This is a genomic window from Nitrospira sp. Ecomares 2.1, from assembly GCF_965152585.1.
Genome location: NZ_OZ224219.1, coordinates 641,793 through 667,285 on the forward strand (window position 1 = coordinate 641,793; position 25,493 = coordinate 667,285).

Sequence of the window (25,493 nt, forward strand, 5' to 3'; positions counted from 1 at the left end):
ATTCCACGAATCAGGGAAGAAACAGAAAGAGTCAACATAAAAACCAGTTCGAAAGAAAGATCGAGGTGGATGAATTAAAAAACGAGAATTATTTTCGATTTATTTGAATATGATTCTCATTATGAAAAATAGAAACAAATTGTATCACCCGGCGTTCAGGGCGGTCAACCGGTTTGGCTTGAACTCTGGTCTGATGTGAGTCATTTATTTCGAGACTGGTTGAAAATAAAAAAACAGAGAGAAAAGGCTTAGCCTTTTCTCTCTGTTTTCCTGTCCCCCTTAAAGATAATTCTTAAAAATACGTGGCCATGGATGCCACAAACGCGGTGTCGTGTATACGTTCATTCCCATTTCGACCGACCGGAGTGTATTGGAAGTCGGCTTTAAAGACCGTATCTTCGGTGGGACGGAAGTTTAGGCCGAAGGTCCAGCGTTGCCATTCCCCCAATTTTCCGGCTTCAGTGTTATCATTTAAGTCCTGTCCCAGATTCATTTGTTCCCAGCGGACCACAGCAGTGAATGTAGAGACTTCCTGTTTGAAGAAGGTGGGGGCCATTCTGGTTAGCCATTCGGGAAGGAAATGGTAGTTTCCTTGTAAGTAATACCCTTGCATTCTGCGTGGATTGCCGTTCCGGGTTCCGTCCTGATTGATGTCATTGTCCTTGATGTAAGCCCAGGCACTTTCCCCGATGAATTCAAATGGGCCTCGTTGGAAGGTCCAATCCAAAGCCCAAATGGCCAATTGATCATCCTTATTCGTGCCATAATTCCCATAAAATCCCGAACCACCGACTTCCATCCCCAAAACGGGACTGAACGCGACACGTCCCATGATGGATTTACCGTTATTATTGTCAAAGCCCGTATTATCTGATCTCGCACTGCGTATTCCGTTTGTTTGGTTGATATTCGACGCGTTATTGGGATTTCCATTTCCTCCAAAGGCATTGGTGAATCCGCTGGTGACGTAGAATTCGTAATCCAGCTTTGAGAGAGACGTGGGATAGAATGTGCCGTAGGCTCCAACACCAGGTTGGTGAAGCGTTGTTGGGATAATCCGTTGGTTGACGAGTGGACGTTCGGTGAGATCACGGAGTGGGGCGTCATGTAGGAGATTGAATTTTCCAAGAGGAACCAGGATGATGCCCGCCCGCACATTAAAGGGTTCTTGTACGAGATAGTCGATGGTGGCAAATTCCACCTTTATGTCGTTGGTTCCATGCTCGAATTCAATTTCAGCCGCGAATTTCACACGCTCGCTGATGTCCCCGTATATGAAGGGCACCAATCGGTGTTGATCAAAATAGCTGTTTCCTTGATTGGCCCGGTTAAAGTATTCGATGTCCATGTAACCGCCGACGATGGCCTTGGGAGAAGAGACAAAGGGACGGGCATAGATCAGACCTCCTGACCCTTGCATGGAGGAATCGGCTTTTTGACGCTTCCCTTTAAGGGCGCCAAGGTCCTGAAGGTTTCTCCCTGAATCGGGTGGGTCCGGTGCGGTTCCTGGTTGGGCCATCGGTGGCCTGCCTGCTTGTGGGGCTCCCTGCCCTTGCAGATAGTCCTGGACGGCTTGTCGAACCGCTTCCTGTTGAGCCGACGTCAGTGCTTCTTCACCTGAGGCGGAGAAGGCCGGAGAAATTGAAAACACAGAGAGGCCCATAAGGACCCCGATTGTGAACTTCTTCATGAATGATACCTCCTAATAATATAGGATTGGGACGCGGAGGTCCTCAGGAAAGGGGTCGGGGACTCAGGGTCCTCAATGGAGGGAACTATATGATAATCAATGAATCGACATGCCACGCATTTTCAGGAGGACACTCAATTGATGGGTCAGCCTCGTCATGAGTCGCTTAAAACGGTAAATGGAATGAAAACAAGACGCTTGCAGCGTTTGCATTTCAATTCCACGCCATCTTTTTTCAGGATGGCCATCAGCTGCCCGCAATGACAGCGCGCCTCTGTGGCGGTTGTACATGGGGAAGCTATTATTGTTTCTTGAGTCATGTTTGATGTTGAATGTAATTATTATTAATTTTGAAATTGATAACTGTTCTTAATAGCGATCTTAATACCGCACGCGAGTGGCGTGTGTCAAGGAGATGCCATTTTTTTTCGTATATTTTAATGTGTGCAACCTTGCGGCAATTAAAGGCGGTATATAATGACGGGATGGCTATACGGACTGTTCTGGCTTACAGCCTAGGGCTTTTTGTTGGAATGAGTATGGGATGCGCGCATCAGCTTCCGCCTCATCCCTCTCAAGAAGACCTCACGGAGCCACTGGTTTTCGGACGCATTCACGTGTGGCAGAAAGAGCCGTCAGGAAGGGTTTACCTGCCTGAATTAGCTTCACTTGAATTCAGCTCCAGGGATGGTCAACAGCGGTATCGAGTGGAAATCGAGGCTGCTTCCTCCTATTTTTTTCTGTCATTGAAGCCAGGGCAGTATCAGGTGAACCGAGTAGTCATTCAGGAAGGCGAGTTTCGGTCCAGCGCGGAAGTTCCGTTAACCTTTGAGGTTCCCGACCGAGGAGTGGTGTATCTTGGCGGTTGGCGAATACAGGTTGATCCTCCGAATTACACAAGAGAGTTAGAGGTAACAATAGTCTCCGAATCCGTCGAAGCTATCGTGGAAATGATGGTTCGTTATCCATCTCTTTCCTCACATGTGGTCCTGACCTCCCTGGCGGAGCCTCCCTTATTACGGGCACGATTGTTTGAAGTCACACCCTACCCCAGATTCCGATATTTCAATCGTCATAATTCCACATAAATTTTTTCAAGCGGAACTTTAGCTGTTCTGAATCTACGTTTGTGTTGAGATGGGAGATTAATCATGGGGCGAATACAGAATATTCTTGGACTGTGCTTGTTAATTCTCTTTCTGGCGGGATGCCAGGGCACGCCTCATCTGGTGAAGCGCAGTCAGATGTTGATGGGCACGGTGGTATTTGTGACGGCGGTTGGAGAAGATGAGAGGAGTGCGAAGAGGGCGGTCAAGGCGGGGCTCGATGAGATCCGGCGATTGGAAGAGTTGCTGAGCACCTGGATTCCAACCAGTGAATTATCGAAGGTCAATGCGGCAGCGGGACGTGAAACAATTCAGGTGAGCCAGGAAACGTTTGAGGTCTTAACGCGATCGCTGGAAATGGCTCAACTCACGCAGGGAGGGTTCAATGTCACCGTTGGTCCAGCGGTCAAGGCATGGGATGCCAGCGGGGAAGGGCAGGTTCCGTCCCAGGAAGATCTGGAAGCGCTCCGCCCGCAGATGGACTTATCAAACATGCAGTTAGATGAAAAAACGCAAAGCGTGAAGTTGCGCCGTCCCGGGATGTCTATTGATGTTGGGGGGATCGGAAAAGGGTATGCAGCTGACCTCGCTGCCAGGGTAATGCAGGCTTCAGGGGCGACAGCAGGCGTGGTTGCCCTGTCCGGGGATATTAAAACCTTCGGACGCATGCCGGATCATCAGCGGTTTGTCTTTGGCATTCAGCATCCCCGTAAAGAACAGGGCGAGGTCTTAGGGCGAATCGAACTGGAAAATGAAGCCGTCTCCACGGCGGGAGACTATCAGCGCTATTTTATGAAGGATGGCGTTCGGTATCATCATATCTTGGATCCGGCCACTCTTCTGCCGGCTCGCGGATGTCAAAGCGTCACGGTCATAGCCAAAGATGGGGTGATGGCCGATGGGTTGGACACCGGCATATTTGTCATGGGTCCCGACAAAGGCATGGCCCTCATTGAGTCACTGCCGGATGTGGAAGGGGTGATTGTTGATCAGGAAGGAACGGTATTGGTCTCCTCCGGTCTGAAGAATCGCTTGGACCTTGAGCCGTAATAGGGTTCTCAATCAACATTCATCAATCAAAAAAAAAGGAGGCATGCAGCCTCCTTTTTTATTGAGCCTGTTTGGCCAGAGGATTGCTTAGCTTGGTTTGTCCTTGGAATGGTGGGAATACCCGCCTGGATGACCTTTCGTCATCCCGCCTTCTTTATGCGAGTCGAGCCGATCATGGACCGCTTTCATGCGAGAGCGTTGCTCATCCGTTAACACGGCCTTGGCGTCCCGCCCGGCTTTTACTGACGCCATGTAAAGCCCGGCACGAATCTCATAAAGACTTTTGAGTTTTGATTCAACAGCGCCCAAGTCACCTTGGTCGTCCCGCAACAACTCGTGTAAATCCAAGCTGGTCAGTTGCATGTCGGCTTTCATTTTAATTTTTGATTTTTCAAAATCGGTTTTAATCGCTTGAAGTTTGGCCACCTGATCATCCGTAATGGCCATGCCTTCTTTGAATTTCAAAATGTGCTCAATAAATTCAGAGGCGCTTTGATGAGGACCATGTCCTGTTGCATGGGAGCTTCCTCCCGTGCCATGGACACCGGACATGCTTGTGCCATGTGGAGACTGGGCATGGCCATAGGTTCCGGTCCCGTGGGGGGAGGAGCTGTATCCGGATGAATGGTGCACATCTCCTCCATACCCTGTGGCCAAACCCATCGCGGGGAATCCCAGAATGAGGGACAAAACACCGGACCAGAGTGGAATCATTCGTTTGCGGTTGGTTCTACCTTTAATTGTCATGTGAACAGCCTCCTTTCGCTATGAGGAAAAAGCTAGGGTTGAAAAAATAAGCTGACAGGTCATGATCTGTAAGTTCCCTGAACCAGCTCTTATTATACACGGGAATGGGGAAATGTGGTGCGTGAATCACTGACATATCTTAAAAAAAAGCCCTGAAGCCAAGCAATGCCATTGATGTAAGGCTGCGCTCCGGCTGGAGAAAAGCAGTTGGGAGCGTGGGTGATTCAGCTTTTGCGCCGATAGGTTTGAGTAACAGTCTAGAGGAGAAGTATTCGTTATCAATAGGAAAAGGCTGTGGACGAAGGGAACGGGAAAGGACGGCTCAATTAGGCGGATTGGCAGGTATGGCAGAGACCGTAAAGTTCGAGCTTGTGTGTTTGAATGGTAAAGCCGTTAACTCTTGCAACCTCTTCTTGTAAATTTTCGATTTGGCAGTTTTGAAATTCGACAATTTTTCCGCAGGAAGTACAAATGAGGTGATCATGATGACCCTTGTGGGACACATTATCAAATTGCGTTTGTGAGCCGAAATGGCGTTCCTGCGCCAGGTCGGTTTCACAGAATAATTTGAGTGTGCGATAGATGGTGGCGAGGCCAATATGCGGGTCTTTTTTGGCGAGGATATGATATAACTGCTCGGCAGTGACATGCTCCATTTTCAGGAAGGTCGTCAGAATTAACTCGCGTTGACGAGTCAGTTTGAGACTGTTTTTTTGGAGATGATGTTTGAGAGTTTCGAGTTCTTTGACTGGTTTAGCCATAGTAAAAACTTTCTGAATGAAAGAAGAAAGATATTAAACCCCAATCAGGCTAAGGGGTCAAGAATTATTTTGTCTGTTTTGGCATTAATGAGGAAATTTAGGGAGAACGTATGAGAAAACCCTCAGAAGTGACCGGTGACCGCGCCTTGCTGATTTATACGTTGCATTTGACCGAATCCATGGGTCTGATGAGTGACGTCAAACTTCAGCAATTATTATTCCTTTGTGAATTGCAAATGTTGGGGAAAGGATTGAAAGGGTTACATTTTGAATTCGTACGATTTCCCTATGGGGCTTTTAGCAAGGATGTGGATAATGATTTACTTTTCTTGCGTAGGAAGGAACGGATAGAGAATTTTGATATTCCGGAAGAGGCCCAGGGGGTGGTGACCTTGGTTGATCAGATAATGAAGGAACCCGAAGCCAATCAACAGGTCATGGAAATTATTCACACGGTGGTCGAGAAATATGGCCCCATGGATACCAGCGCTATTATGAGTGCTGTGGAGGCAGTGGAATTAGGTCCAGCCGATAATCCTGAGCAAAAACTTGCCATCCGGGATATTTCCTTCCATACCATCATGCTGGTGCCTTCGCGGATAGAAGTGACCGCGGCCATCACGCTGTCACCCGCACAAGTCAAAACCTTGAATGCGGCGATGGGGTATTAACGCCCAATCGGCTTTTGGATGACGGTGTATCCCTGCGGTATGGTTGTGATCGGTGAAGAGAGGCAACGAAATTACGAGGCCGAACCGGGTTCGGCCTCGGGCTTGTGCATCAAAGATTCTAAAATTACTTGGTAGGTGATGTCTCGACAGGAGAGGCTGTTGAGCCAACGGTAAAGGTTTCCCGCAGCGCTTCCAGCCTGACTTTCCCCACGCCTTTGACTTTCCCCAGATCATCCAACGACTTAAAGTCTCCATGGTCTTTTTTGTAGGCGAGAATGTTGTGGGCGATATCCTGTCCCACGCCTTTGACGGCCTCGAGTTGTTCCAGACTGGCAGCGTTAATGTCGATTTTGTTCACGTTGGCTTCTGCCCAGGGCAAGGGGAATAACAGGCCAACTGAAAGAACGAGAGAAAACAGGAAGGCCGAAACCTGTTGTGAATTTAGCATCACGGGACACGCTCCTTGGAAAAGGTTTGAAACGCGTCGTTGCACGTGGTACCCCCATGGGCACAGGCAACGAATGAATGAGTGCCAGGTTAGGGACGTGCACAAATTAGCGGCAACCTGTCGAAAAGGTTGCCTCGGAAATTCAAAACGCCGATTAAATCTGATGGATTATTCGTGTTTGGAGGCAGGGGGTGTTGTCGGAAATTGATACAGGGTCCCGAATTTCTGTCTGAGGTCCTGAATAAAGGGTTCAGGTGTCAGGGCTTGCCCTGTCACGCGTGTGATTAAGTCGGCTGCCGTATACTGTCGTCCCCAACGATGCACCCGGTCATTCAGCCAGCTTTTCAAAGGAAGCAGGTTGCCTTGACTGATAGTCCGGTCGAGGTCTGGAAGATCCGTTCGTGCCTGCCGAAAGAGCATGGCCGCATACAGATTCCCAAGCGTGTACGTGGGAAAATAGCCAAAGGCACCAAAGGACCAGTGCACGTCTTGCAGCACGCCCTCCGCATCGGAGGAAGGAACGATTCCCAAATATTCCTGAATTTTGGCGTTCCAGATTTCCGGCAGATCTTCAACGTGCATGCGGCCTTCGATGATGTCCAGCTCAATTTCAAATCGCACCATAATATGCAGATTGTAGGTCAGCTCATCGGCTTCGACCCGGACAAACGACGGGGCAACTCGATTAATGGCCAGGTAGAAATCCTCTGCACTGGTCTCCCCCAACTGCGTCGGAAAGGTCTCTTGAAGTTTCGGGTAAAAATATTGCCAAAACGCGCGGGACCGTCCCACGCAATTTTCCCATAAACGGGATTGGCTCTCATGAATACCCAAGGAAACGGCTTCGCCTAATGGTGTGCCATAGTGTTTGGCGGGTAACCCTTGTTCATACAGGCCATGTCCGCCTTCGTGAATACAACTAAAGAGACAGGAGGGGAGATCGGTTTCGAAGATGCGCGTAGTGACTCGCACATCGGTTGGATGGAATGCCGTCGTAAAGGGATGCTCCGACAAGTCCAGGCGTCCGCGTTGAAAATCGTAGCCCATGTGTTTGAGCACGAGTCGTCCAAAGTCCATCTGTGGGGTTTGTCCATAGGATTGTGTCAGGATTTGGGTGTTGGGTTGAACAGGGGACTGGCGAATGGAATCCAGCAGTCGGATCAGCTCCGTCCGCAAGGTGGCAAAGAGAGGACGTAATTGGGCCACGGTCGAGCCCGGCTCGTAGGTGTCGAGTAGCGCATTATAGGGAGAATCCGTGTACCCCAGATACTCCGCCTCCTGTTGCTTGAGTTTCACGATCCGTTGCAAATTCGGCAGAAACCGTTGGAAGTCATTCGTCTTCCTGGCTTCGGCCCACACCTGCTGAGCTAAAGAGCATTCCCGCTCAAGCTGGTTGACGAACGCCGAGGGTAATTTTTTCGCACGGGAAAAGTCCCGCCAGGTCTCGCGAAGGAGAGCCTGTGAGGGTTCATCCAAGGCAGACGCATGCTGAGAGTGAAGCGCGCCGGTTGAGAGATCCACAAATGTTCCAAGCCGGGATTCCATCTCCTGCGAAACAAATTGATCATGGGCCAACGTTTGAAGAGTGGCCAGTTGTTCCGCGCGAACCGCACCGCCACCAGGAGGCATATAAGTTTCCTGATCCCAGGAGAGCACGGCTGCGGCATCATGCAGGTGATGGATCTGTCGCAAGGTCTGTTTCAGCGGATCAAGAGCAGCGTCAGCGGACATGAGCGGTTCCTTCAATGAGTGGTAAATAGTTCAGCAGATAACCGGCTCACTGTAAGGCAGCCTTTGAGAAATTGGCAAGAAGGTTTCTGCTAATGATGAGTGAGCAGAATGGCCCAGGTGTTGAAATCTGTGATCATTTGGCCAGACACAGAAAGAAGGACCAAACCTGGAAGAGAAAAAATAAAGGGAGTGTTGAATAATACTAATTTTCAAGGGCATATTGACCCACAGGCATGGTGCCGATCAGCGGCATCGGGGCGGTTCAAAAAAGTTCGTTCAGCAAGGCCGCAGTCATTTTTGCGCGCAGAGCGTACTTCCAGTACGTGAGCACGGAAACATGACGAGAACGCCGCTGGCGGCATTTTTCAACAGCCCCAAAAAAGAACGGGCGAGATGACTTGCCGGAGGAGGATGGAGCGAAGGACAATGTGGGTCATTCAAGATTTATAGTGAGGCGATGATTGATTGCAAAGGGGGAACAACATGAAGTCCTTGGTATTGCCGGACATTGAAGCCTATGCCGAAGCGCACTCCATGCCGGAATCAGACGTGTGTCGGAAAATTCGGGAGGAAACGAATCGAACTATGGATTGCCCACAGATGGTGGTCGGTCCATTGGAAGGCGCCTTCTTAAAGGTCATGGCGTTGAGTGTGGGTGCCAAACGGGTCTTGGAAATCGGGACGTTTACCGGCTATAGCGCCCTATCTATGGCGGAATGTCTCCCTGAGGATGGCATGCTTATCACGTGCGATATCGATCCTGAGTCGACGGCCATGGCCAAACGGTATTGGGCTCAGAGCCCTCATGGGACCAAGATCCATCTCCGCCTCGCCCCCGCCCTGGAAACAATGGCGACATTGACTGGAACGTTTGACCTGATCTTCATCGATGCCGACAAAGCCAACTATGTGAATTATTTTCGTCAGGCATTAGAGTTGATATCGGATCATGGCGTCATTCTCATTGATAATGTTTTGTGGAATGGGGATGTGCTGACACATCCTGCTCCGGATACCAATACGGCGGCCATTCAAGAACTCAATCGGGTGGTGCATGCCGAGCCGCGGGTCTCAGCAGTTCTGTTGACCATTCGCGATGGGATATTCCTGGTTAAGCCACAATCCCTCCCAAAAGGTAACGGTCAAGCACAACAGCAAGTTCAACAATAAAACATTTCTCAGAAATGCTTCTCGCACTGACAGGTTTCTCAGCGAACCCGATCCAGCGGCAATCACACAGGACAAGGTAAATCAGACAAACATGGGGAAAACAAACCTTGAACCCGCAAGACACCGGATTGTGGAGCCTGAAGATCACTGGCAACCCCGGCAGGTTTTGCTCTTTAGCGGTCATATGATCGATGCCCCGGGTAGACAGCCTCCGCGTTTTCCAAGGGATAAAGAAGCCGTGGCGGCACAGAAAATTGTCGAGGTCTTAGATCAACTTGGCGTAGGCCCTGATGATCTTGCGCTCACGCAAGGCGCCTGTGGGGGTGACCTTTTGTTCACGGAGGCCTGTCAGCAACGCAAGGTAATCATTCAGTGGATGCAACCGTTTCACGAGCCGGAGTTTATTCAAAAGTCTGTCATCTGTAGGGGCGAAGCCTGGCGCGATCGGTATGTAGCCGCCAAAGCCAAGCTCAGGACCGCAATCCGCTCGGCCCCTGAGCACCTTGGCTCACTACCCGAAGGTGTCGATCCGTATGAACGGTGTAATCTATGGCTGCTTCACACCGCATTGGGGTACGGGGTGGAGAAGGTGCACTTCATCTGTTTGTGGGATGGAGGCGGAGGTGATGGAAAGGGCGGTACGGCGCACATGTACGAAGAAGTGAAACGCCGATCAGGAAGCGTCACATGGATCGACACCAGGACTCTTTAACCGAGGTTCCTCATGTGATCGTGTCGGAACACAGTGAGGCTGAAAAAACGCTGGTTTAATTGTACGAATACGCCGGAGGCGACATGAATGGGAAATGGCGAACACGAAGGGAATCTCACAGTCCTAAGAATCTCCTGCCCTTTACAGGAGTAGAATTCCCGGGATGATCACCCAATACGTGGGGGAAATAAAACGAATTACAGAAACAACGAAAGACGGGATATGTGGGCAAGTTCAGAATGATGAAGAGGGCGTACCTCCAAAATCCAATACATTTCCGCTTTACACGAACCCAAATATTCAGGGTCGTGCTCACTTTTCACTAACCGTGGGTTCGTTGATTAACCGAGACATGCCGGGTTTTTGGCCCGGCAGCCGAGCCACTTTTCTTTCGGGAAAAGTGGCCAAAACCATTGACGCCCCGTCCGGCCTTAGGAGAGAACGGACGCCAGTCTTAAGAGGGCGGTCCAACTCGCAGGGCTCAAACAAGGCCCGCCCGCTGAGGAGAGCGTCCCTTCCTTGGGCCAGCCGGTAGGCGTTATTCAGGAACGAAAGCCGTGTGTGTCACGATCAGATCAAGGTATAAAAAAATTGGCATCCTGAGTCTTTCGCGAAAGCTCAGGACAAGTTCGACGAAGGATCTAGCAGAACAGTGGGATTTTCGATTTGGGCACCAAGCCTTCTTTATGGACTGTAGATTGAGGACCGGGTGTCCTCTTCCAATACCTTTCGCCAATGTCTGAATGGTGATGTGTAGATTGTTCTTCAATAACCACTTCTAACGCCCCTGCCGGATTGCTTTGTCTCCTGCCGCCGGCTTGGCAAACTCGAACTTCAATTCATTGATCTTTGCCAGATATTTGCTCACGTCGTGATCGCCGCACCGTTGATTTCTGGTCAGCTTGAGTCCGCGTGCGGCATAGGCCCGGCCGGCTCCCGCTCCACAGAGATGAATCACGGCAGCCAGATCCTGCTTCCGCTGGAGCGTGACCTTGCCGATCCGCTTCGGTCCCAACGTCTCATTGACTTGGCGATCGAGCAAGGCTGCAGTCAACTCAATAGCATGGCTCGGCAGGATCCGGGTATAGAGGCTGTTGAACCAGCACGATTTCCAATCGTGCCACGGGCCTTCTTCGACCACCACGTGGTCGTGGATGCAATACCGCATCGCCTCGCGGAAGGTCCCGTCGGTAATCTGGTACATGCCAACCGCGCTCGACGCGGGTCGGTACAGTGCCAAGGGATTCCACGTCAGTTGCCATTCCCAGTAGGTCCGCGCCACAGGATTGCCGCCGCCCTCCACCTGCGCCAGCGCAGCAAGAAACTCAGGTGTGATGACCGCGGTCGCATGCTCGCGGAAAAGCGATTCGTATTCTTTCCAGGTCTGGACCGGGTGTTTGTTGAGTGATTGGTCTAAGGGAAAGAAAATCTCGGTGGGTTTATTGAACGTATGAAACGCCCAGTTGACGCCGAGCCATAGCACAAAAAAGAGGGTAGGAATCACGACGATTCGAACGATCGGGTGGGAGGCCAGCACCCCCCTCATGATCGCACGGAGTACACGCCACCCCTGGCGCACGAAACCCCAGAGCAGAGTGAATGTTAGTCCACGCTTGCGCCTCGTTCGTGGGTGAGGTTGTTTGGAAGTCGGTCGTTTTGGCCTCAACGCCATAATTTCACTATAACCGATACAAGGGGAGGGAAGGACTGGTAGATGCCTCTGCTCGCGGAACTCCCACGATCAGAAGGATGCTAGAGAGTATGTACCATCCTTCTGCTCGCAGAGCTGCCACGATAAAGCGGTGGTGGTCGCTTGTTGCGCGCAATCAGGGGTAGATTCAGACCAATCCTCGCGGGGAAGTAGGCGAAAGCTTAGAAGGACTGAAGGAGTATTGGTATTTTGATTTACACCAGCCGCCTATAAGAATCGTATTTCGTTGATTAGTGAGTTGACACAAATTTTAGCAAAACGTAGTCTATGCAAAATTTTCCTATATTGAAACTGAAAATACCCACACGCTCTTTGGTTTTGTTATTCAAAGACAAGCTAAAAAAAGGGAAGGGACTAACGTCCTTGTTCTTGTTAGCGGCGGAATTGACTCAGCTGCCTGTGTGGATTTTTATTGCTCTCGAGGCGTGAAAGTTCGAGGGCTGTTTATTGATTATGGACAACTTTCGGCGAAAAGAGAGCTAAGGGCTGCCAGGCAAATATGTACTCACTATGGCATACAAATAAGAGAGCTAGCATGTAGCGGATGCTCTGATAAGACTGAAGGAATTGTTCAAGGACGGAACGCGTTTCTTTTGTTCGCCGCACTAATGGAATTCGGTAAATCGAGCGGGATTATAGCCCTGGGTATTCATGCCTGCACGCCCTATATTGATTGTTCTTCAGAATTCATTAAAGCTATTCAGGCGACTTTTGATGACTACACTGACGGTCGAATAAGACTTAGTGCTCCATTTGTAGAGTGGGAAAAACAAGATATATGGCTCTATTGTCAAGAAAAGCAAGTGCCGGTAAAGCTTACCTATAGTTGTGAAAAAGGATGCAAACCGCCGTGCGGGCGATGTCTGTCTTGTCTTGATAGAAAGGCCTTGTATGCTTTACCGAAGCACGACGATTAGACACCCCTCTGGTGTCAGCTTAAAAACCCCCCTTCTCGTCCCCTCATTTTCGAGCAGAGGTTTTCGTTTTGATAAGAAGGATAGGTCCGAAATACGCGATGTGTTTATCAATACTGCGGAGATACTCACTGATTCGATGTTAGTTAGCGCCTATGATATTGCGCACGGGCACCTGCCAAAACCAGAAAGATTTCCATGCACTCCTTTTCTGACTATTGTTGATAGTGGAGGCTATGAGACCGGTGCCGATCACGATTTTTCTTCAATATATAAGCATGCCCATAAAGCGGAAGCGTGGAGCCTGAAGCAACTCCAAAAAGTCTTGGATACCTGGCCAGCTCGGATCCCTGCGGTCTTTGTTAATTATGATAGAGACAGTGTAGGCCAAACCTTGAGCAGGCAATTGACTAATGCGACCAAACTTTTCTCTCGGTATCCCAACCAGATGCATAATTTTCTGCTCAAGCCTACGTCCCGATGCAAAGGCCTGCTGCGTAATACCGTAAAGCTGTTGGAGCCTGTAGTTAAGGAGCTCGGTGCCTTTTCAATAATCGGCATAACTGAAAAAGAGCTGGGACATACGATGCTAGATCGAATGGAAACTGTAGCATCGCTCCGAGGCATACTGGATAAGGTTGGGATTAAATCTCCAATCCAGGTTTTTGGTGCCCTTGATCCCCTATCATCGTGCCTATACTTTCTGGCTGGCGCAGAAATCTTTGATGGCCTTACATGGTTACGATTCGCTTATGCTGGAGGGCAATGTGTTTATCCACACAATTATGGGGTTCTCTCTGCCGGAGTTGAAGGTCACGACGATTTCATTCAGTCCAAAATGTTCTCTGATAACTATAGTGAGCTGAGAAAACTGCAGCTTGCGATGCGAGACTTTGCTAGCACTAACAATTTCGCAAAGCTGAAACCTCATGAGAATTTCCTACATGAAGCTTACGATTCATTAGTTGGACGAATCGGAGGAGGTGCTTAATGGGTGGTTCTGGTGGGGGAGGAATTTTTTCTGGGAGAAGCAGTCCGAGAGATTTGCGTCGACAGGTCCGTGATTCAGAAAATCGTGCGACCAATGACGAATTCGCTACACAAGTTGCTCAACTCATAGATGCTGAGTTGGGTACTATAAATCAACGAGACAAAGAGGCCATTGGAGGCCATGTCGAAGAGATAAAGAGGGCTTTTGGCCATGAGATCGAAGGATCTCTAAGTCTCTTATTTGGGGGGTCGATTGCCAAGCGGACCTATGTCAATGGTCTAAGTGACGTGGACTCAATCGTTATCTTAAACAAATCTGAGTTAGTAGATATGAGCCCAATAGAGGTGAAGAATTACTTTGCTAGGCAATTACAAAGACGGTTCCCAAAAACACCAGTTGAGATAGGCAACTTAGCTGTCACGATTAAGTTCAGCGACATCGAAATACAATTGTTGCCAGGCGTGAAGGCTGGTCAAGGTGTCCGAATATCTGCTCCAGATGGATCCAAATGGTCCTCGGTTATCAGGCCAGACAAGTTTGCTACTAAACTGACTGATTTAAACAGAAGCATGAATGGTAAATTAGTTCCCACCATTAAGCTTACGAAAAAAATTCTTTCGAAGCTTCCTGAAGATCAACAACTGAGCGGTTACCATGTTGAGTCACTGGCAATAAAAGCCTTTGAGGCATATGGGGGGAGCAAGACAACGAAAGAAATGCTGAGACATTTTTTTGCTAATGCCTCTGAACACATCAAGCTGCCTATAAAAGATTCTTCAGGGCAGTCCATTCATGTGGATGACTACCTTGGGGGCGCAGGGAATTTGAAGCGTCGAATCATAGGGGATTCTATTGGAAGGATTTCGCGTAGCATGCAAAATGCAGACGGAGCGCAATCGACGGATCAATGGGCGGATATTTTAAACACTGAACTGTAGACAATGAAACCAGAGGAAATAGAGCGACGGTTTCGCGTTGCAGATCAGATGGTCACCATGTACACAGTATTGCGCGATCGATATTTGGCAAGAGCAACATGGCTAACTCTAAGCATAATGGGATCTTCTGTTATCCTATGCGCGTGTACCTTTCTGCAAGATAATGCGCTCGTAATGGTTGGTCTGTCTCCACTGGGAAAAAAGGTTGTTCTTGGTGTCTTCTCAAGCTTAATTCTCTTTCTTTCAATCGCCGAGCTTAAGGTGGATTGGAAACAGCGCTCCAGTCTTTACAGAGAAGCCGCTAAAAATGTGGCTGGCTTAAAGGCAAAGTACCGAAATGTGAGAAATTCAAGCGAGCATCCGTCATCCGAGATGATTCATGAATTGGCTAATCAATACGATTCTATTATGGCTAATTTGCCAGGCGTGTCTGACTTGCAGTTTGCAAAGCTGAAGGCGTATCACCTGAAAAAGATAAAGTTGAGCAAGATGATAGACCTGAATCCAGGATGCCCGCTATGGTTTCTAAGAATAAAGTTGATGTGGGAGGGAAGTTGTGGGAAGAGGAAGGACTAGCTAACCTCAAGGTTCTTGTATGAGGACCAAATATAAGTATACCCCATGACTGAAACCTTCCCAATAAAGCTGGCTAGTGCATACTTGACCGCGAAAGAAAAAGTAATTGAATTAGGCTTTGCTCCTGAAATTGATTGGCAACATAATCTTTCCTTCAAAGACCTGACCGAAACTCTTTTTCTGGGAGAAGCTGCTTGGGTAATTCTGTCTTCCGGCATGAGAGAAACAGTAATTAGAGCAAAGTTTCCTGCTGTTTCAGGAGCTTTTTGTGGGTGGGAAAGCGCACGGATGATTGTTACTCGCAAAGCTAAATGTAGGCAGAAGGCCCTCTGTGCATTTGCTCATGCAGGAAAAATTGAATCAATTTTTCAGGTGGCAGAAGAGGTGCATCAGAAGGGCTTTTCGGAGGTTAAAAGGCTGTTGGCAGTATATGGGGTTGAGTATATACACAGGTTTCCATACATGGGCCCAGCAACTTCTCTACACCTTGCCAAGAACATTGGTCTCCCTGTGGTAAAGCCTGATCGACATCTTTTGCGCGTTACAAGGGTGGCTGGCTATAACACCCCCGAAGATATGTGCAATGCGATAGCTGGAGTTATTGGAGATAAAATATCGGTTATTGATCTCGTTATCTGGCGATACGCAACCCTAAACAGAAATTATCTCTCCCTTTTTTCCATTTGAATCCAGAGGTAGTTTTTCTGGCTCGATCGTGTGATGTTGAGAGAAAACCCATGTATAAATTGCATCTCGCATAACGGAATTGGATCATGTCTTACAACTTCATATCAAGCCATTTTGTCTCGGGCTGTGGCGATCCTTGTCGGCGTATTCTGCGTCAAGCCTAGCGGTTTGCGGTTACGGCGAGGCGGAATCCTAACGTGTGGAGGAGTGCATCGAGGCTTTTGAGTTCAGGATTGCCCCGTTCGGAGAGTATCTTGTACAAGCTTTCGCGGTTGAGCTTGGCCTTTTCGGCAAGTTGTGCCACACCGCCCTGAGCTTCTGCCACTTTTTGGGTCATTGGCTCTGCTCCTACGCCTGCCGTCTGGCCCAAGGAAGGGACGCTCTTTTCAGTGGGCGGGCCTTGTTTGAGCGGAGCGAGTTGGTCCGCCCTCTGCAGGCTGGCGTCCGTTCGCTCTCCTAAGGCCAGACGGGGCGTCCATGGTTTTGCCTATTTTTGCCAAAACAAAAGTAGGTCGTCTGCCGGGGCGAAACCCGGCAACTTGGAACATCACGAGGACACGAGAGTGGGGTCGCACGTGGAATGCGTGCACCTGCCAACATGATTTATGGGCACCACCCAGGAGGGATCCTCGATGCTGTAAAACGCGAGTGTGATGTTGGCTGGGCTCAGATCTTTCGTTTCACTCAAGATGACAACTTTTCCCGGATACGCTTTTCCAACAGTTAGGGTTGGTAACTCTCAGCGAACTACGGGTAGTTGGATGTGGGATGGCCGATCGGGTGTGTGCCGGGCCATCCAAGTTTTGGAAGTGATCCTTGTCGGCACCGGTCAAGGCGATCCGGATGCGATGCCCTTTTTTGAATTGATAGGACGTGGGAAGTAACTTGAGTAGTGGCTTGAGGGGCAGGTTTCCCGAACCAATATCTAGAAGTTTCGTTGCAAGCGGTGGAGATTCCCTTGCGCGGTAAATCCGTCAGGCCTAGCGGTTTGCCGTTACGGCGAGGCGGAATCCTAACGCGTGGAGGATTGCATCGAGGTTTTTGAGTTCAGGAATGCCCCGTTGGGAGAGAATCTTGTACAAGCTTTCGCGGTTGAGCTTGGCCTTTTCGGCGAGTTGTGCCACACCGCCCTGAGCTTCGGCCACATTCCTTAACGCCGGAAGGAACAATTCGGGATCGTCCTCTTCCAGCGCCGCGTTCAAATATTCTTCGGCCTCACCGGCATCTTTCAGGCTTTCAATCAGGTCTGGTTGATAGGCTTTGCTCTTTTCATAGCCTCAGTATGTACTCGTTCCCATATCTTTTCCCGCTTTCGATATCTTTAATTTCCTTAGGGTTGATTGGTCATTGGTTCTGCTCCGACGCCTTCCGTCTGGCCCACCGGAGGGACGCTCTCTTCATCTGGCGGGCCTTATTTGAGTCCTGCGAGGTGGACCGCCCTCCTAAAGCTGGCGTCCCTCCGCTCTGAATGAAGCCAGACGGGGCGTCCATGGTTTTGGGTCCTTTTGCCGAAACAAAAGGGCCTCGTCTGCCGGGGCGAAACCCGGCCATACAGAACATCATGTTGACACGAAAGTTAAGCACACAAGTACTATGCGTGCACCTGCCAACACGCTTTACGGGCAACACTTTAGAGGGATTCTCGACGATGAAAAAAACGCGAGTGTGGTGTTGGCTGGGGTCAGATTTTTCGTTTCACTCAAGATGACAACTTTTCTTGGATACGCTTTCCCCGCAAATTGTTAGGGCCCGGTAATTTTAATGAACCACCGGCAGTTCAATGTGGGATGGGCGATCGGGTGTGTGCCAGACTTCCCAGGTAGGTGCCGGTCCATCCAAGGCCTGGAAATGATCTGTGTCGGCTCCTGCCATGGCGATCCGGATGCGATGCCCTTTTTTGAATTGATAGGACGTGGGGAGCAACGCGACGGTTAGGGGCATCACTTCACCTGGAATGAGGGGAGCGGCATCAGCGCGGCGAAACGTGTGGACGGGGAGTGGACCTGTGGGGGTAAAGATGGTGTCGCTCGGTTGCCATTTCCGATGAATGGCCCGCAACTCGCCTTCGGTGACGTGATGCACGTCTCCTTCCGGTGTGACATCTTCCAGGTAGACAAAGAGGTTCGTATCTTGGGTGGTGGCGGAGAGGTAAACGGTGGCCACCGGATGGCCGGTGACTTCGAGCGCCTCTGAAAGCGGCTCAGACGTATAGACCAACAAATCTTTGTCTCGTTCCTTACGATCGGGATAAGGATCAATCAGCGAAATACCCACCAGGGTATTCCACCGGGTATGCTTGCCGGTTCCCGTGGTGAGATCCACCTGATATTGATCCGGATTGTCTGTTGCCGGAGGAGCATTCCTCGAAAGCCCGCCTTCTTGTTGGAAATACATTGACATGGGAGAGGACTCAGGCGGCCAGCTTGTGGATGTTTTCCATCGTTCCTCGCCTATGGTGTAGTAGCGGATCGGTGGATCATTTGCGTTTTCCGTGGCCATCCCCTTCAGGTGAACGTCGAAAAATCTAATGAGTTCCGCCGCATGGTCAAACTGCGCGGGTCCCAGCGCGTAGGGGCTGATCCGGCGTTTCCCACCGTGGTCCCATGGCCCGATGATGAGCCGATGCGATGGTTTTTTGTAGTGGAGATACCGTTTGATGGCGGCCAGTTGATATCCCCCGTCAAACCACCCGCTGTAGCTATAGATGGCTGCACCTGACCTGGCAATGTCGTAGGCATAAGTTTGTGTGCTGAGGGCATCGATGTTGACGACCTGCCGTGATGGTGGAGGATCATCCCGAAAAACAATTCCCGAGGCTTCCCGGTAAGGACTCCAATTGGACGTGTGGTCTTGTAAGGCAAGAGATAAGAGATCCTGGTCAGCATCCCCATCGACCGGCCGCACTCCACGCACGAAGAGTTTGGCGGTCCATCCGGCGTGGGGTAATCGGTTGCGGTCAAGACGATGAGTAATCGCACTCCAGGTTTCGGTAAACCAGTCGAGATGGATGCCACCTGGAAAGATAATTTCGGAATAGAGATCGAATCCTGAATACATCGGGGCAATCGCTTTCACGGCCGGATGTTGATTGACGAGTAACATTTCAGCGGTCCCGCCACTATAGGAAATACCCATGGCCCCGACCTTTCCGTTCGACCAGGGTTGGGCGATGATCCAGTCCACAATTTCCGCGCCGTCTTTGATTTCCTCAGGGGAATAGGCAATCGGTCTGCTCCCGAATGACGCGCCGGAGCCGCGCACATCCACATCCACCCAGGCATAGCCCTGTTGCAGGAATCGTTTGGCATAGGACCCGATGAGCCCCCGGGGACCATCCTCTTTGAAGACGGAGACCAGCCATCGATATGTGATCGCCCGCCAATAGCGGGTTTGGTGTAAGAGGGTGGGAATGGTGTGACCTGGCTTAAGGTCGGCGGGGAGATAGACATCCACCGCAATTTTGACCCCGTCCTGCATCGTGAGATACTGCGAAGTACGGTGAAACTTCCCGTCATGTTCTTCAACGTTTAAAGGTGAAGATAGCGGGCTGGCTGCCGCCGGGTCAGAGTGCTCTACAGTATTTGGCGCACACCCTGTAAAGACAGGGAGTGCCAGCCCGAGAAGTATGAGAAAAGCCCATAAGCGGAAGAGTCCGGGGGTGGGGAGAGAGGAGAAACGGCTGGCAGATCGGAATCGGAGATGGGTTCTTCTGAACATATGGAGTGGACGAGTATTGGTTCTGGTCTTACAGCTTGACGGCTTGTATCAGGGATCCAACTTGGAGTTTACCAGTAAAAACGCGTCCTGAGGAGAAGGCCTCGTGTGAGCTTTTACAACCCTGGTGTCAATGTGATTTTCCGTGTTGCCGGGTTTCGCCACGGCAGGCGAGGCCCTTTTGTTTCGGCAAGAGGACCCAAAACCATTGACGCCCCGTCCGGCTTAATTCATAGAGAAAGAACGCCGACTATGGGAAGGGCGGTCCAACTCGCAGGGCTCACACAAGGCCCGCCGGGAGATAAGGGCGTCCCTTTTTGAGGGCCAGACGGCAGGCGTCGATACATTGCCGAACACTGGTGGCCACTGCCAATTGATTGGGTGAGACTTACACGAAAGAGCGACATGAATGTTCTATTCTAAATATCAATGAGCTTTATGATAGCAAGAGCGTGAAGAGAAGGAGAAGGTAATGGCTTCAGCATTTGCACATGTCGCAGTAGCGTTTGCCATGGGCAAAAGTCTTTCCTCACAATTCCACACCTCTAGGTTTTGGTGGTTCACCATGGCCTGTTGCCTCTTGCCGGATGCGGATGTGCTGGGATTAATGTTCGGGATTCCGTATGAGCATATGTTGGGGCATCGTGGCCTGACACATTCCATTGCGTTTGCGATGCTGCTGGGATTGGTGGTGCCCAGGTTGGCTGCCCCCACCATCCGGTATGGAACCAGGCGGTATTGGCTGTTTGCCATGTACTTCTTTCTCGTCACCCTGTCCCATGGATTCCTGGATGCTCTGACCGATGGTGGATTTGGCATTGCCTTTTTCGCGCCATTCGATTCGACCAGATATTTTTTCCCCTGGAGACCCGTATCCGTCTCGCCAATTGGAATCTCAGCCTTTGTCTCCTATGAGGGAATGCGAGTGCTCCTCAGTGAACTGGTGTGGATTGGCATACCCGTGGTTCTCTGGTTGATTGTGTTAAAAGTCACCGGGAGAACGGCAAAATAGAGCGCGCAGGGGTAGCCTTAGGAGAGGAAGGAAATAAGGAAAAGGGAGGAGAGCAGTCTATAGAGTCATTCCCATAAGCTTCCGCATTGTTAGATCAAAAAAAACGAAATTTCCGGGTTTCGGCCCGGCAGCCGAAGTCCTTTTCTTTCGGGAAAAGGACTCAAAACCAATGACGCCCTGCCCGGTCACATCAGATTGATCGGACGCAAGGCATAGGAGGGCGGACCAACTCGCAGGGCTCAAACAAGGCCCGCCAGAGATGAGAGCGTCCGACCATAGGGCCGGGCAGCAGGCGTCGGATCATGGGAGAAATAGAGACGACAAAAAAAATCATATGACAATGCCACCTCTACTGGCTTAACCCCAAGACAGGAATGCCTGGAAATTATTTGCATTCACGATAGACCTCTGGTTTTAAAAACAGCGTTTTCCCACTTTCCCGATTCCAAGGCAGGATGAGCTTTATGTGTCAATTCCGATAATTTGTTTTTATCGGCTTTGTCACATAAAATTTGAATATGCGCCAATTCCGATATTGTAATTTTATCGGTTTTGTCGCATAATCATGGTTAAGGAAGTGATGATGACCGACCTCGCACGCAATCCAAAACAGATCGGCAACCTGATTCGCCGGACCCGCAAGAATCTCGGCCTAAGCCAGAGTCAACTTGGCGAGAAGACCGGCCTGCGGCAGGAGACGATTTCCCTGATCGAGACGGGCAATCCGGCTGCGAAGCTGGAGACGATTCTTGCGGTCCTGGCCGCCCTCGATCTGGAGTTCCGGATCGTGCCACGGTCGAAAGGAGGCTCCGCCGAGATCGAGGATATTTTCTGATGCCCCGTCCGCGCCGACCGCCGCTTCATGTGCTTCTGAATAACCGTCTTGTCGGTCAACTTCATAAGGCTGTGAGCGGTGCCATCGGTTTTCAGTATGATCACAGCTGGTTGGAATGGGAACATGCGCTCCCGATCTCTCTGTCCCTCCCTTTGCGGGAGGACGCATTTAGAGGAGAGCCCGTGGTTGCCGTGTTTGAAAACCTGTTGCCCGACTCGGACATGCTTCGCCGACGTGTGGCGGAAAAAGTGGGAGCTGCCGGGACGGATGCCTATAGCCTGCTTGCGGCCATTGGCCGCGACTGTGTCGGGGCTTTGCAGTTTGTGAGCGCCGATGATGTTGGCCACGAAAGTGGCGATGCCGCCGTCATGAGGGGTAATGCACTTAATGATGCCGCCATTGAAACACTGCTCAACGGACTGGCTCAGGCTCCATTAGGTTTAACCCATGATGATGCATTCCGGATATCGATTGCCGGGGCACAGGAAAAGACGGCGCTGCTCCGTCATAAAGGTCAATGGCACAAACCGCAGGGGACGACACCGACCACTCATATCTTTAAAAAGCCGATTGGCCGGTTACCGAACGGCCTCGATCTTTCAAACAGTGTCGAAAATGAATTTTACTGCCTTCAACTGGCTGCCGCCTTCGGGTTGCCGGTCGCACGGGCCGACATGTCCATGTTCGGGAGCACGCGCGCCCTGGTCATTGAGCGGTTCGACCGGCTCTGGACGAAAGACAACCGTCTGCTGCGACTGCCGCAGGAGGATTGTTGCCAGGCCCTGTCGGTACCGCCCACCCGGAAATATCAAAGTCACGGGGGGCCGGGAATGGTGCAGATTCTCAATCTGCTGAAGGGGAGTGATACCCCGGCTGGCGATCAGAAAATTGTGTTGAAGGCCCAAATCCTGTTCTGGATGATTGGCGCGACGGACGGGCATGCCAAGAATTTCAGTATCTTTCTCAGTCCCGGTGGCAGTTTTCACCTGACCCCGCTATATGACGTGCTGACCGCTCAGCCGAGTCTTGATGCGCACCAGATCGAACGCAAGCAGATGAAGCTGGCCATGTCGGTCGGTACGAGCTGTCATTATCGAATTGACGAAATACTCTGGCGGCATTTTATTCAAACCGGAGAAGCGGCAGGGCTCCCGAAAAACCTTGTACGCGAGGCGATCGAGGAAATGGCTGATACGGCTCCAAAGGCGATTGAAACAATTGAAAGCGAATTGCCGGTGGAATTTCCCGCGGCCATTCACACATCAGTCAAAAATGCGATCACCGATCGTCTGAGCAAGCTGCCGGTGGGTAAGGCAAAAGGATAAGCATGCGTGAAGAACGATGGATGCTCCCGGGCATTCCCATATGTACAGACCTTTTGTCGGGAAATTGAAAATACGTCCATGTCATGTTCATCCGTCGACTTGACCAAAGACCGGATTTTTATTTGGCATATCGGGTACAGTTCCCAATTCTCACGTTGAAGATTTTCACCAATGGCTTGCATGTCTGATGGCCTCATCCAATAAAAAAGTTATCTATGCGGCGTTGATCGGCAATAGCCTTATTGCGATCACCAAATTTGCGGCCTCGGCGATGACGGGCAGTTCGGTGATGTTGGCCGAGGGCATCCATTCCCTGGTGGATACGGGCAATCAGGGTCTTTTGCTCTATGGTCTCCATCGTGCGAAACGTCCGGCTGATGAGCGCTACCCGTTCGGGTATGGGAAGGAAATCTATTTTTGGAGTTTTGCGGTAGCCATTATGGTCTTTGCGCTAGGGGCGGGGATCTCTCTGTATGAGGGTGTGTTGCACATTCTGTATCCCGAACCGATTATCAACCCCATGGTCAACTATATCGTGTTGAGTCTCTCCCTCCTGTTTGAGGGTGCCGCCTGGTACATGGCATTCCGTGAATTTTCCCGTGCCAAGGGAAAGTGGTCGTATTTGGAAGCGGTTCAACGGGGAAAAGATCCGACGATCTTTATGGTCCTCTTTGAAGATTCGGCGGCGGTGCTGGGTCTGGCTGTGGCCTTTGTCGGTATCTGGTTGGGACAGGTCACCGGTATTGTCTATATTGACGGCATCGCGACCTGTATCATCGGGTTGATTCTGGCCGGGATCGCCATGTGGCTTGCGTATGAAACGAAAGGATTGTTGATTGGCGAAAGCGCCAATAAGGAAGTGGTTCAGAGTATTCGTGACATGGCGAAACAGCTCCCAGGCGTTGAGCATGTGAATGAAGTCTTGACCATGCACATGGGCCCCAATTTTATTTTGGTGAATCTGAGTGTGGACTTTCGAGACGGGGTCACGTCCGAAGAGGTGGAGCGCGGCGTGGCCACATTGGATAAGGATATTAAAGTGAAGCACCCTCTTGTGAAACGGGTGTTTGTGGAGGCCGAGGCCCGGCGGATTCTGAAAGTTTTGGAGTAATCCATGACGCCTTGTTGTGCGTGAGGTTGCGCAAGTATGGGGCATGTGCTCCGTGGATGCCGATTTGCCCCTTCACTCCCACCGCTTAATCTTTATCTGTATTCTCGATTTCCAACACCACGGGGCAATGATCCGAGAGATGACGGTAGGCAAGCGGATAGTTTCCTCGAATTCGTTCACAGCCTGCCACGGCGCAATAGCCGGTGACCTGGACTGTGGTGACGGTGACTTCTTGCATCTCTTGTGGAACCAGCACATGATCCAACCAGCCTCCGCGTCCGCGAAAATAGTGGGAACATTGCGGATGTAAGGTCAGGTCAGTAAAACCGGGTTTTTCCTTGGCAACTTTCCTGCGCAAGTTTTTCAGTTCGGAGTTCCTTGATTGCCAATCGCCGGCACCCATCGTATTGAAGTCCCCGAGTATGACCACATCCCGATCGCGAGCGAGGAGGGGACCTATCGCTTCATCAATCCCGTTCAACGCGTTATGGCGATCTTCCACGGCAAATACGGTGGGACCTGATTTTAAGTGGAGCCCGATCAGATGAAAATCGACTCCCTCGGGTTCTCTGGCTTTCACCCATGCATATTGCCCTGGGCGTAATCCGAAGGTGCAGGCTTGGGTTGCCGATCGAGCTTTCGCATTGAATTGCCATAAGCTTTCAAATTGCGACAAGGATACGCGGGTGTCGTTCCATAAGAGACCGACATGATGGTCCTCGGGCCGGCCGCACGGTTGGCGGTACCACCGCCATGTATCCCCGGTTTGTTGATTCAGCGAAGCGATGATCGTGTCCCATGCCTTGTTAGCCTCCGGGGTGGCTAAGCTTTCCTGGACTGCGAGAATATCGATTTGCATCCAACGGATCGCACAGATCAGCCATTCGAGATCAGTCGGCTCGGCATGATCCTCACTTTGATCAGTGGGCTGGCCGATGGGAAACCATCGTATATTCCATGTGGCAAGCCGGATCTTGGAAGAAGATTCCGCAGCCATACGATTGCCTTGCTTGACGACCGCCTCGCACTGATCCCGGCTGGCCCAGACGGCATGCTCGCCGCCCTCCGCAGTCCGGGGAATTTCGGGATTGGCTGGTGGTCTCGACTGTGGTGAACCGGCTTTGAGATATTTTTTATGGACCCAGGCCTTGTCATCATTAGGGAACCGAAGGTAGACCCATTGTCCATTCTGTGCGGTCTCTTCAATGGTGGCCGAAGTTCCCGACGGAACATGCTTCAAATAGCTCGGTGACGGGTTGCGATGGAGAGGGACTCCAATAGGCTTCATGGCTTCAAGCATCACCGATTGTCCTACCTGAAAATCCTGGGCGAAGGTGATGGACCAGCCACACAGGGTGAACCACGTGAAGAGAAAGACTGTACTGAAAAGTTTACGCATGCCTTCTACTTAACAAAACTTGAGGGAGAATACCAAGCGGGACCTGGAGTCTCCGTCATAGTCCTTGAGCTGATATCCCTTCTTCTTTCCTCTGTGCGAGACCCCATCGCAGTTACCGGGAATTGATCGGTTGTATTTCCTGTGTTGTCCGGGAATTCCAGAGCCAATCCACCGGGCTGGCAACACAGCATGTC

Annotated in this window: 25 protein-coding genes; 14 read left to right on the forward strand and 11 right to left on the reverse strand. The window is 50.7% G+C overall.

The window, feature by feature from the left end:
* Positions 1 to 292: 292 nt before the first annotated feature.
* Entirely contained in the window at positions 293 to 1,690 is a 1,398-nt protein-coding gene (locus tag ACWHYD_RS03010) for a hypothetical protein (RefSeq protein ID WP_447964447.1), read from the reverse strand.
* A gap of 485 nt (positions 1,691 to 2,175) precedes the next feature.
* Between ACWHYD_RS03010 and ACWHYD_RS03015 the strand changes: the two genes are divergently transcribed.
* Positions 2,176 to 2,778: a hypothetical protein gene (locus ACWHYD_RS03015; protein WP_447964448.1), complete on the forward strand. Its 603-nt coding sequence runs from the start codon at positions 2,176 to 2,178 to the stop codon at positions 2,776 to 2,778.
* Between the two features lie 63 nt (positions 2,779 to 2,841).
* A complete protein-coding gene (locus tag ACWHYD_RS03020) occupies positions 2,842 to 3,846 on the forward strand; it encodes an FAD:protein FMN transferase (protein ID WP_447964449.1) in 1,005 nt (334 codons plus the stop codon).
* Between the two features lie 87 nt (positions 3,847 to 3,933).
* Here ACWHYD_RS03020 and ACWHYD_RS03025 read toward each other — a convergent pair whose 3' ends face one another.
* Both ACWHYD_RS03025 and ACWHYD_RS03030 read right to left on the reverse strand, forming a co-directional pair.
* The gene (locus ACWHYD_RS03025) at positions 3,934 to 4,593 is read right to left on the reverse strand and encodes a Spy/CpxP family protein refolding chaperone (protein WP_447964450.1); all 660 of its coding nucleotides are present in this window, start codon (positions 4,591 to 4,593) and stop codon (positions 3,934 to 3,936) included.
* Between the two features lie 326 nt (positions 4,594 to 4,919).
* Positions 4,920 to 5,354, reverse strand: a complete 435-nt coding sequence (locus ACWHYD_RS03030) for a Fur family transcriptional regulator (RefSeq protein WP_447964451.1) — start codon at positions 5,352 to 5,354, stop codon at positions 4,920 to 4,922.
* Between the two features lie 110 nt (positions 5,355 to 5,464).
* Between ACWHYD_RS03030 and ACWHYD_RS03035 the strand changes: the two genes are divergently transcribed.
* On the forward strand, positions 5,465 to 6,025 hold the full coding sequence (locus tag ACWHYD_RS03035) for a hypothetical protein (protein WP_447964452.1): 561 nt from the start codon (positions 5,465 to 5,467) through the stop codon (positions 6,023 to 6,025).
* A gap of 124 nt (positions 6,026 to 6,149) precedes the next feature.
* On the opposite strand, the gene ACWHYD_RS03040 is transcribed toward ACWHYD_RS03035, so the two are convergent.
* Positions 6,150 to 6,473: a ComEA family DNA-binding protein gene (locus ACWHYD_RS03040; protein ID WP_447964453.1), complete on the reverse strand. Its 324-nt coding sequence runs from the start codon at positions 6,471 to 6,473 to the stop codon at positions 6,150 to 6,152.
* A 168-nt stretch (positions 6,474 to 6,641) separates the two neighbouring features.
* Entirely contained in the window at positions 6,642 to 8,204 is a 1,563-nt protein-coding gene (locus ACWHYD_RS03045; RefSeq protein ID WP_447964454.1) for a carboxypeptidase M32, read from the reverse strand.
* Positions 8,205 to 8,687: 483 nt separating this feature from the next.
* On the opposite strand from ACWHYD_RS03045, the gene ACWHYD_RS03050 reads away from it, so the two are divergent.
* Positions 8,688 to 9,374 (forward strand): O-methyltransferase, encoded by a 687-nt coding sequence (locus tag ACWHYD_RS03050; protein ID WP_447964455.1) that lies wholly within the window; start codon positions 8,688 to 8,690, stop codon positions 9,372 to 9,374.
* A 91-nt stretch (positions 9,375 to 9,465) separates the two neighbouring features.
* The gene (locus ACWHYD_RS03055) at positions 9,466 to 10,086 is read left to right on the forward strand and encodes a hypothetical protein (RefSeq protein ID WP_447964456.1); all 621 of its coding nucleotides are present in this window, start codon (positions 9,466 to 9,468) and stop codon (positions 10,084 to 10,086) included.
* Between the two features lie 778 nt (positions 10,087 to 10,864).
* On the opposite strand, the gene ACWHYD_RS03060 is transcribed toward ACWHYD_RS03055, so the two are convergent.
* Positions 10,865 to 11,632: a lytic transglycosylase domain-containing protein gene (locus tag ACWHYD_RS03060; protein WP_447964457.1), complete on the reverse strand. Its 768-nt coding sequence runs from the start codon at positions 11,630 to 11,632 to the stop codon at positions 10,865 to 10,867.
* Between the two features lie 488 nt (positions 11,633 to 12,120).
* On the opposite strand from ACWHYD_RS03060, the gene ACWHYD_RS03065 reads away from it, so the two are divergent.
* From ACWHYD_RS03065 to ACWHYD_RS03085, 5 genes are all read left to right on the forward strand, one after another.
* Positions 12,121 to 12,714, forward strand: coding sequence for a 7-cyano-7-deazaguanine synthase (locus tag ACWHYD_RS03065; RefSeq protein ID WP_447965814.1), 594 nt, complete (start codon positions 12,121 to 12,123; stop codon positions 12,712 to 12,714).
* A gap of 136 nt (positions 12,715 to 12,850) precedes the next feature.
* Positions 12,851 to 13,702, forward strand: a complete 852-nt coding sequence (locus ACWHYD_RS03070) for a hypothetical protein (RefSeq protein WP_447964458.1) — start codon at positions 12,851 to 12,853, stop codon at positions 13,700 to 13,702.
* On the forward strand, positions 13,702 to 14,640 hold the full coding sequence (locus ACWHYD_RS03075; RefSeq protein WP_447964459.1) for a CBASS oligonucleotide cyclase: 939 nt from the start codon (positions 13,702 to 13,704) through the stop codon (positions 14,638 to 14,640). The genes ACWHYD_RS03070 and ACWHYD_RS03075 overlap by 1 nt, the downstream gene beginning before the upstream one ends.
* A 174-nt stretch (positions 14,641 to 14,814) precedes the next feature.
* The gene (locus ACWHYD_RS03080; RefSeq protein WP_447964460.1) at positions 14,815 to 15,216 is read left to right on the forward strand and encodes a hypothetical protein; all 402 of its coding nucleotides are present in this window, start codon (positions 14,815 to 14,817) and stop codon (positions 15,214 to 15,216) included.
* A gap of 45 nt (positions 15,217 to 15,261) precedes the next feature.
* Positions 15,262 to 15,903: a hypothetical protein gene (locus ACWHYD_RS03085; RefSeq protein ID WP_447964461.1), complete on the forward strand. Its 642-nt coding sequence runs from the start codon at positions 15,262 to 15,264 to the stop codon at positions 15,901 to 15,903.
* Positions 15,904 to 16,063: 160 nt separating this feature from the next.
* Here ACWHYD_RS03085 and ACWHYD_RS03090 read toward each other — a convergent pair whose 3' ends face one another.
* From ACWHYD_RS03090 to ACWHYD_RS03105, 4 genes are all read right to left on the reverse strand, one after another.
* Complete coding sequence (locus ACWHYD_RS03090; RefSeq protein WP_447964462.1) at positions 16,064 to 16,240, reverse strand: helix-turn-helix domain-containing transcriptional regulator; 177 nt, start codon at positions 16,238 to 16,240, stop codon at positions 16,064 to 16,066.
* Between the two features lie 343 nt (positions 16,241 to 16,583).
* Positions 16,584 to 16,874, reverse strand: a complete 291-nt coding sequence (locus tag ACWHYD_RS03095) for a CocE/NonD family hydrolase C-terminal non-catalytic domain-containing protein (protein WP_447965815.1) — start codon at positions 16,872 to 16,874, stop codon at positions 16,584 to 16,586.
* A gap of 9 nt (positions 16,875 to 16,883) precedes the next feature.
* Positions 16,884 to 17,147: an addiction module antidote protein gene (locus ACWHYD_RS03100; protein WP_447965816.1), complete on the reverse strand. Its 264-nt coding sequence runs from the start codon at positions 17,145 to 17,147 to the stop codon at positions 16,884 to 16,886.
* A gap of 514 nt (positions 17,148 to 17,661) precedes the next feature.
* Entirely contained in the window at positions 17,662 to 19,380 is a 1,719-nt protein-coding gene (locus ACWHYD_RS03105) for a CocE/NonD family hydrolase (protein WP_447964463.1), read from the reverse strand.
* Between the two features lie 709 nt (positions 19,381 to 20,089).
* On the opposite strand from ACWHYD_RS03105, the gene ACWHYD_RS03110 reads away from it, so the two are divergent.
* From ACWHYD_RS03110 to ACWHYD_RS03125, 4 genes are all read left to right on the forward strand, one after another.
* Positions 20,090 to 20,629, forward strand: coding sequence for a metal-dependent hydrolase (locus tag ACWHYD_RS03110; RefSeq protein WP_447964464.1), 540 nt, complete (start codon positions 20,090 to 20,092; stop codon positions 20,627 to 20,629).
* A 583-nt stretch (positions 20,630 to 21,212) separates the two neighbouring features.
* Positions 21,213 to 21,464 carry a helix-turn-helix transcriptional regulator gene (locus tag ACWHYD_RS03115; RefSeq protein ID WP_447965817.1) on the forward strand — a complete coding sequence of 84 codons (252 nt, stop codon included), beginning with the start codon at positions 21,213 to 21,215 and terminating at the stop codon, positions 21,462 to 21,464.
* Entirely contained in the window at positions 21,464 to 22,789 is a 1,326-nt protein-coding gene (locus ACWHYD_RS03120) for a type II toxin-antitoxin system HipA family toxin (protein WP_447964465.1), read from the forward strand. Before ACWHYD_RS03115 ends, ACWHYD_RS03120 begins: the two co-directional genes overlap by 1 nt.
* Positions 22,790 to 22,976: 187 nt before the next feature.
* Positions 22,977 to 23,900 carry a cation diffusion facilitator family transporter gene (locus ACWHYD_RS03125; RefSeq protein ID WP_447964466.1) on the forward strand — a complete coding sequence of 308 codons (924 nt, stop codon included), beginning with the start codon at positions 22,977 to 22,979 and terminating at the stop codon, positions 23,898 to 23,900.
* 85 nt (positions 23,901 to 23,985) lie between these two features.
* On the opposite strand, the gene ACWHYD_RS03130 is transcribed toward ACWHYD_RS03125, so the two are convergent.
* Positions 23,986 to 25,299, reverse strand: a complete 1,314-nt coding sequence (locus ACWHYD_RS03130) for an endonuclease/exonuclease/phosphatase family protein (RefSeq protein ID WP_447964467.1) — start codon at positions 25,297 to 25,299, stop codon at positions 23,986 to 23,988.
* Positions 25,300 to 25,493 lie beyond the last annotated feature (194 nt).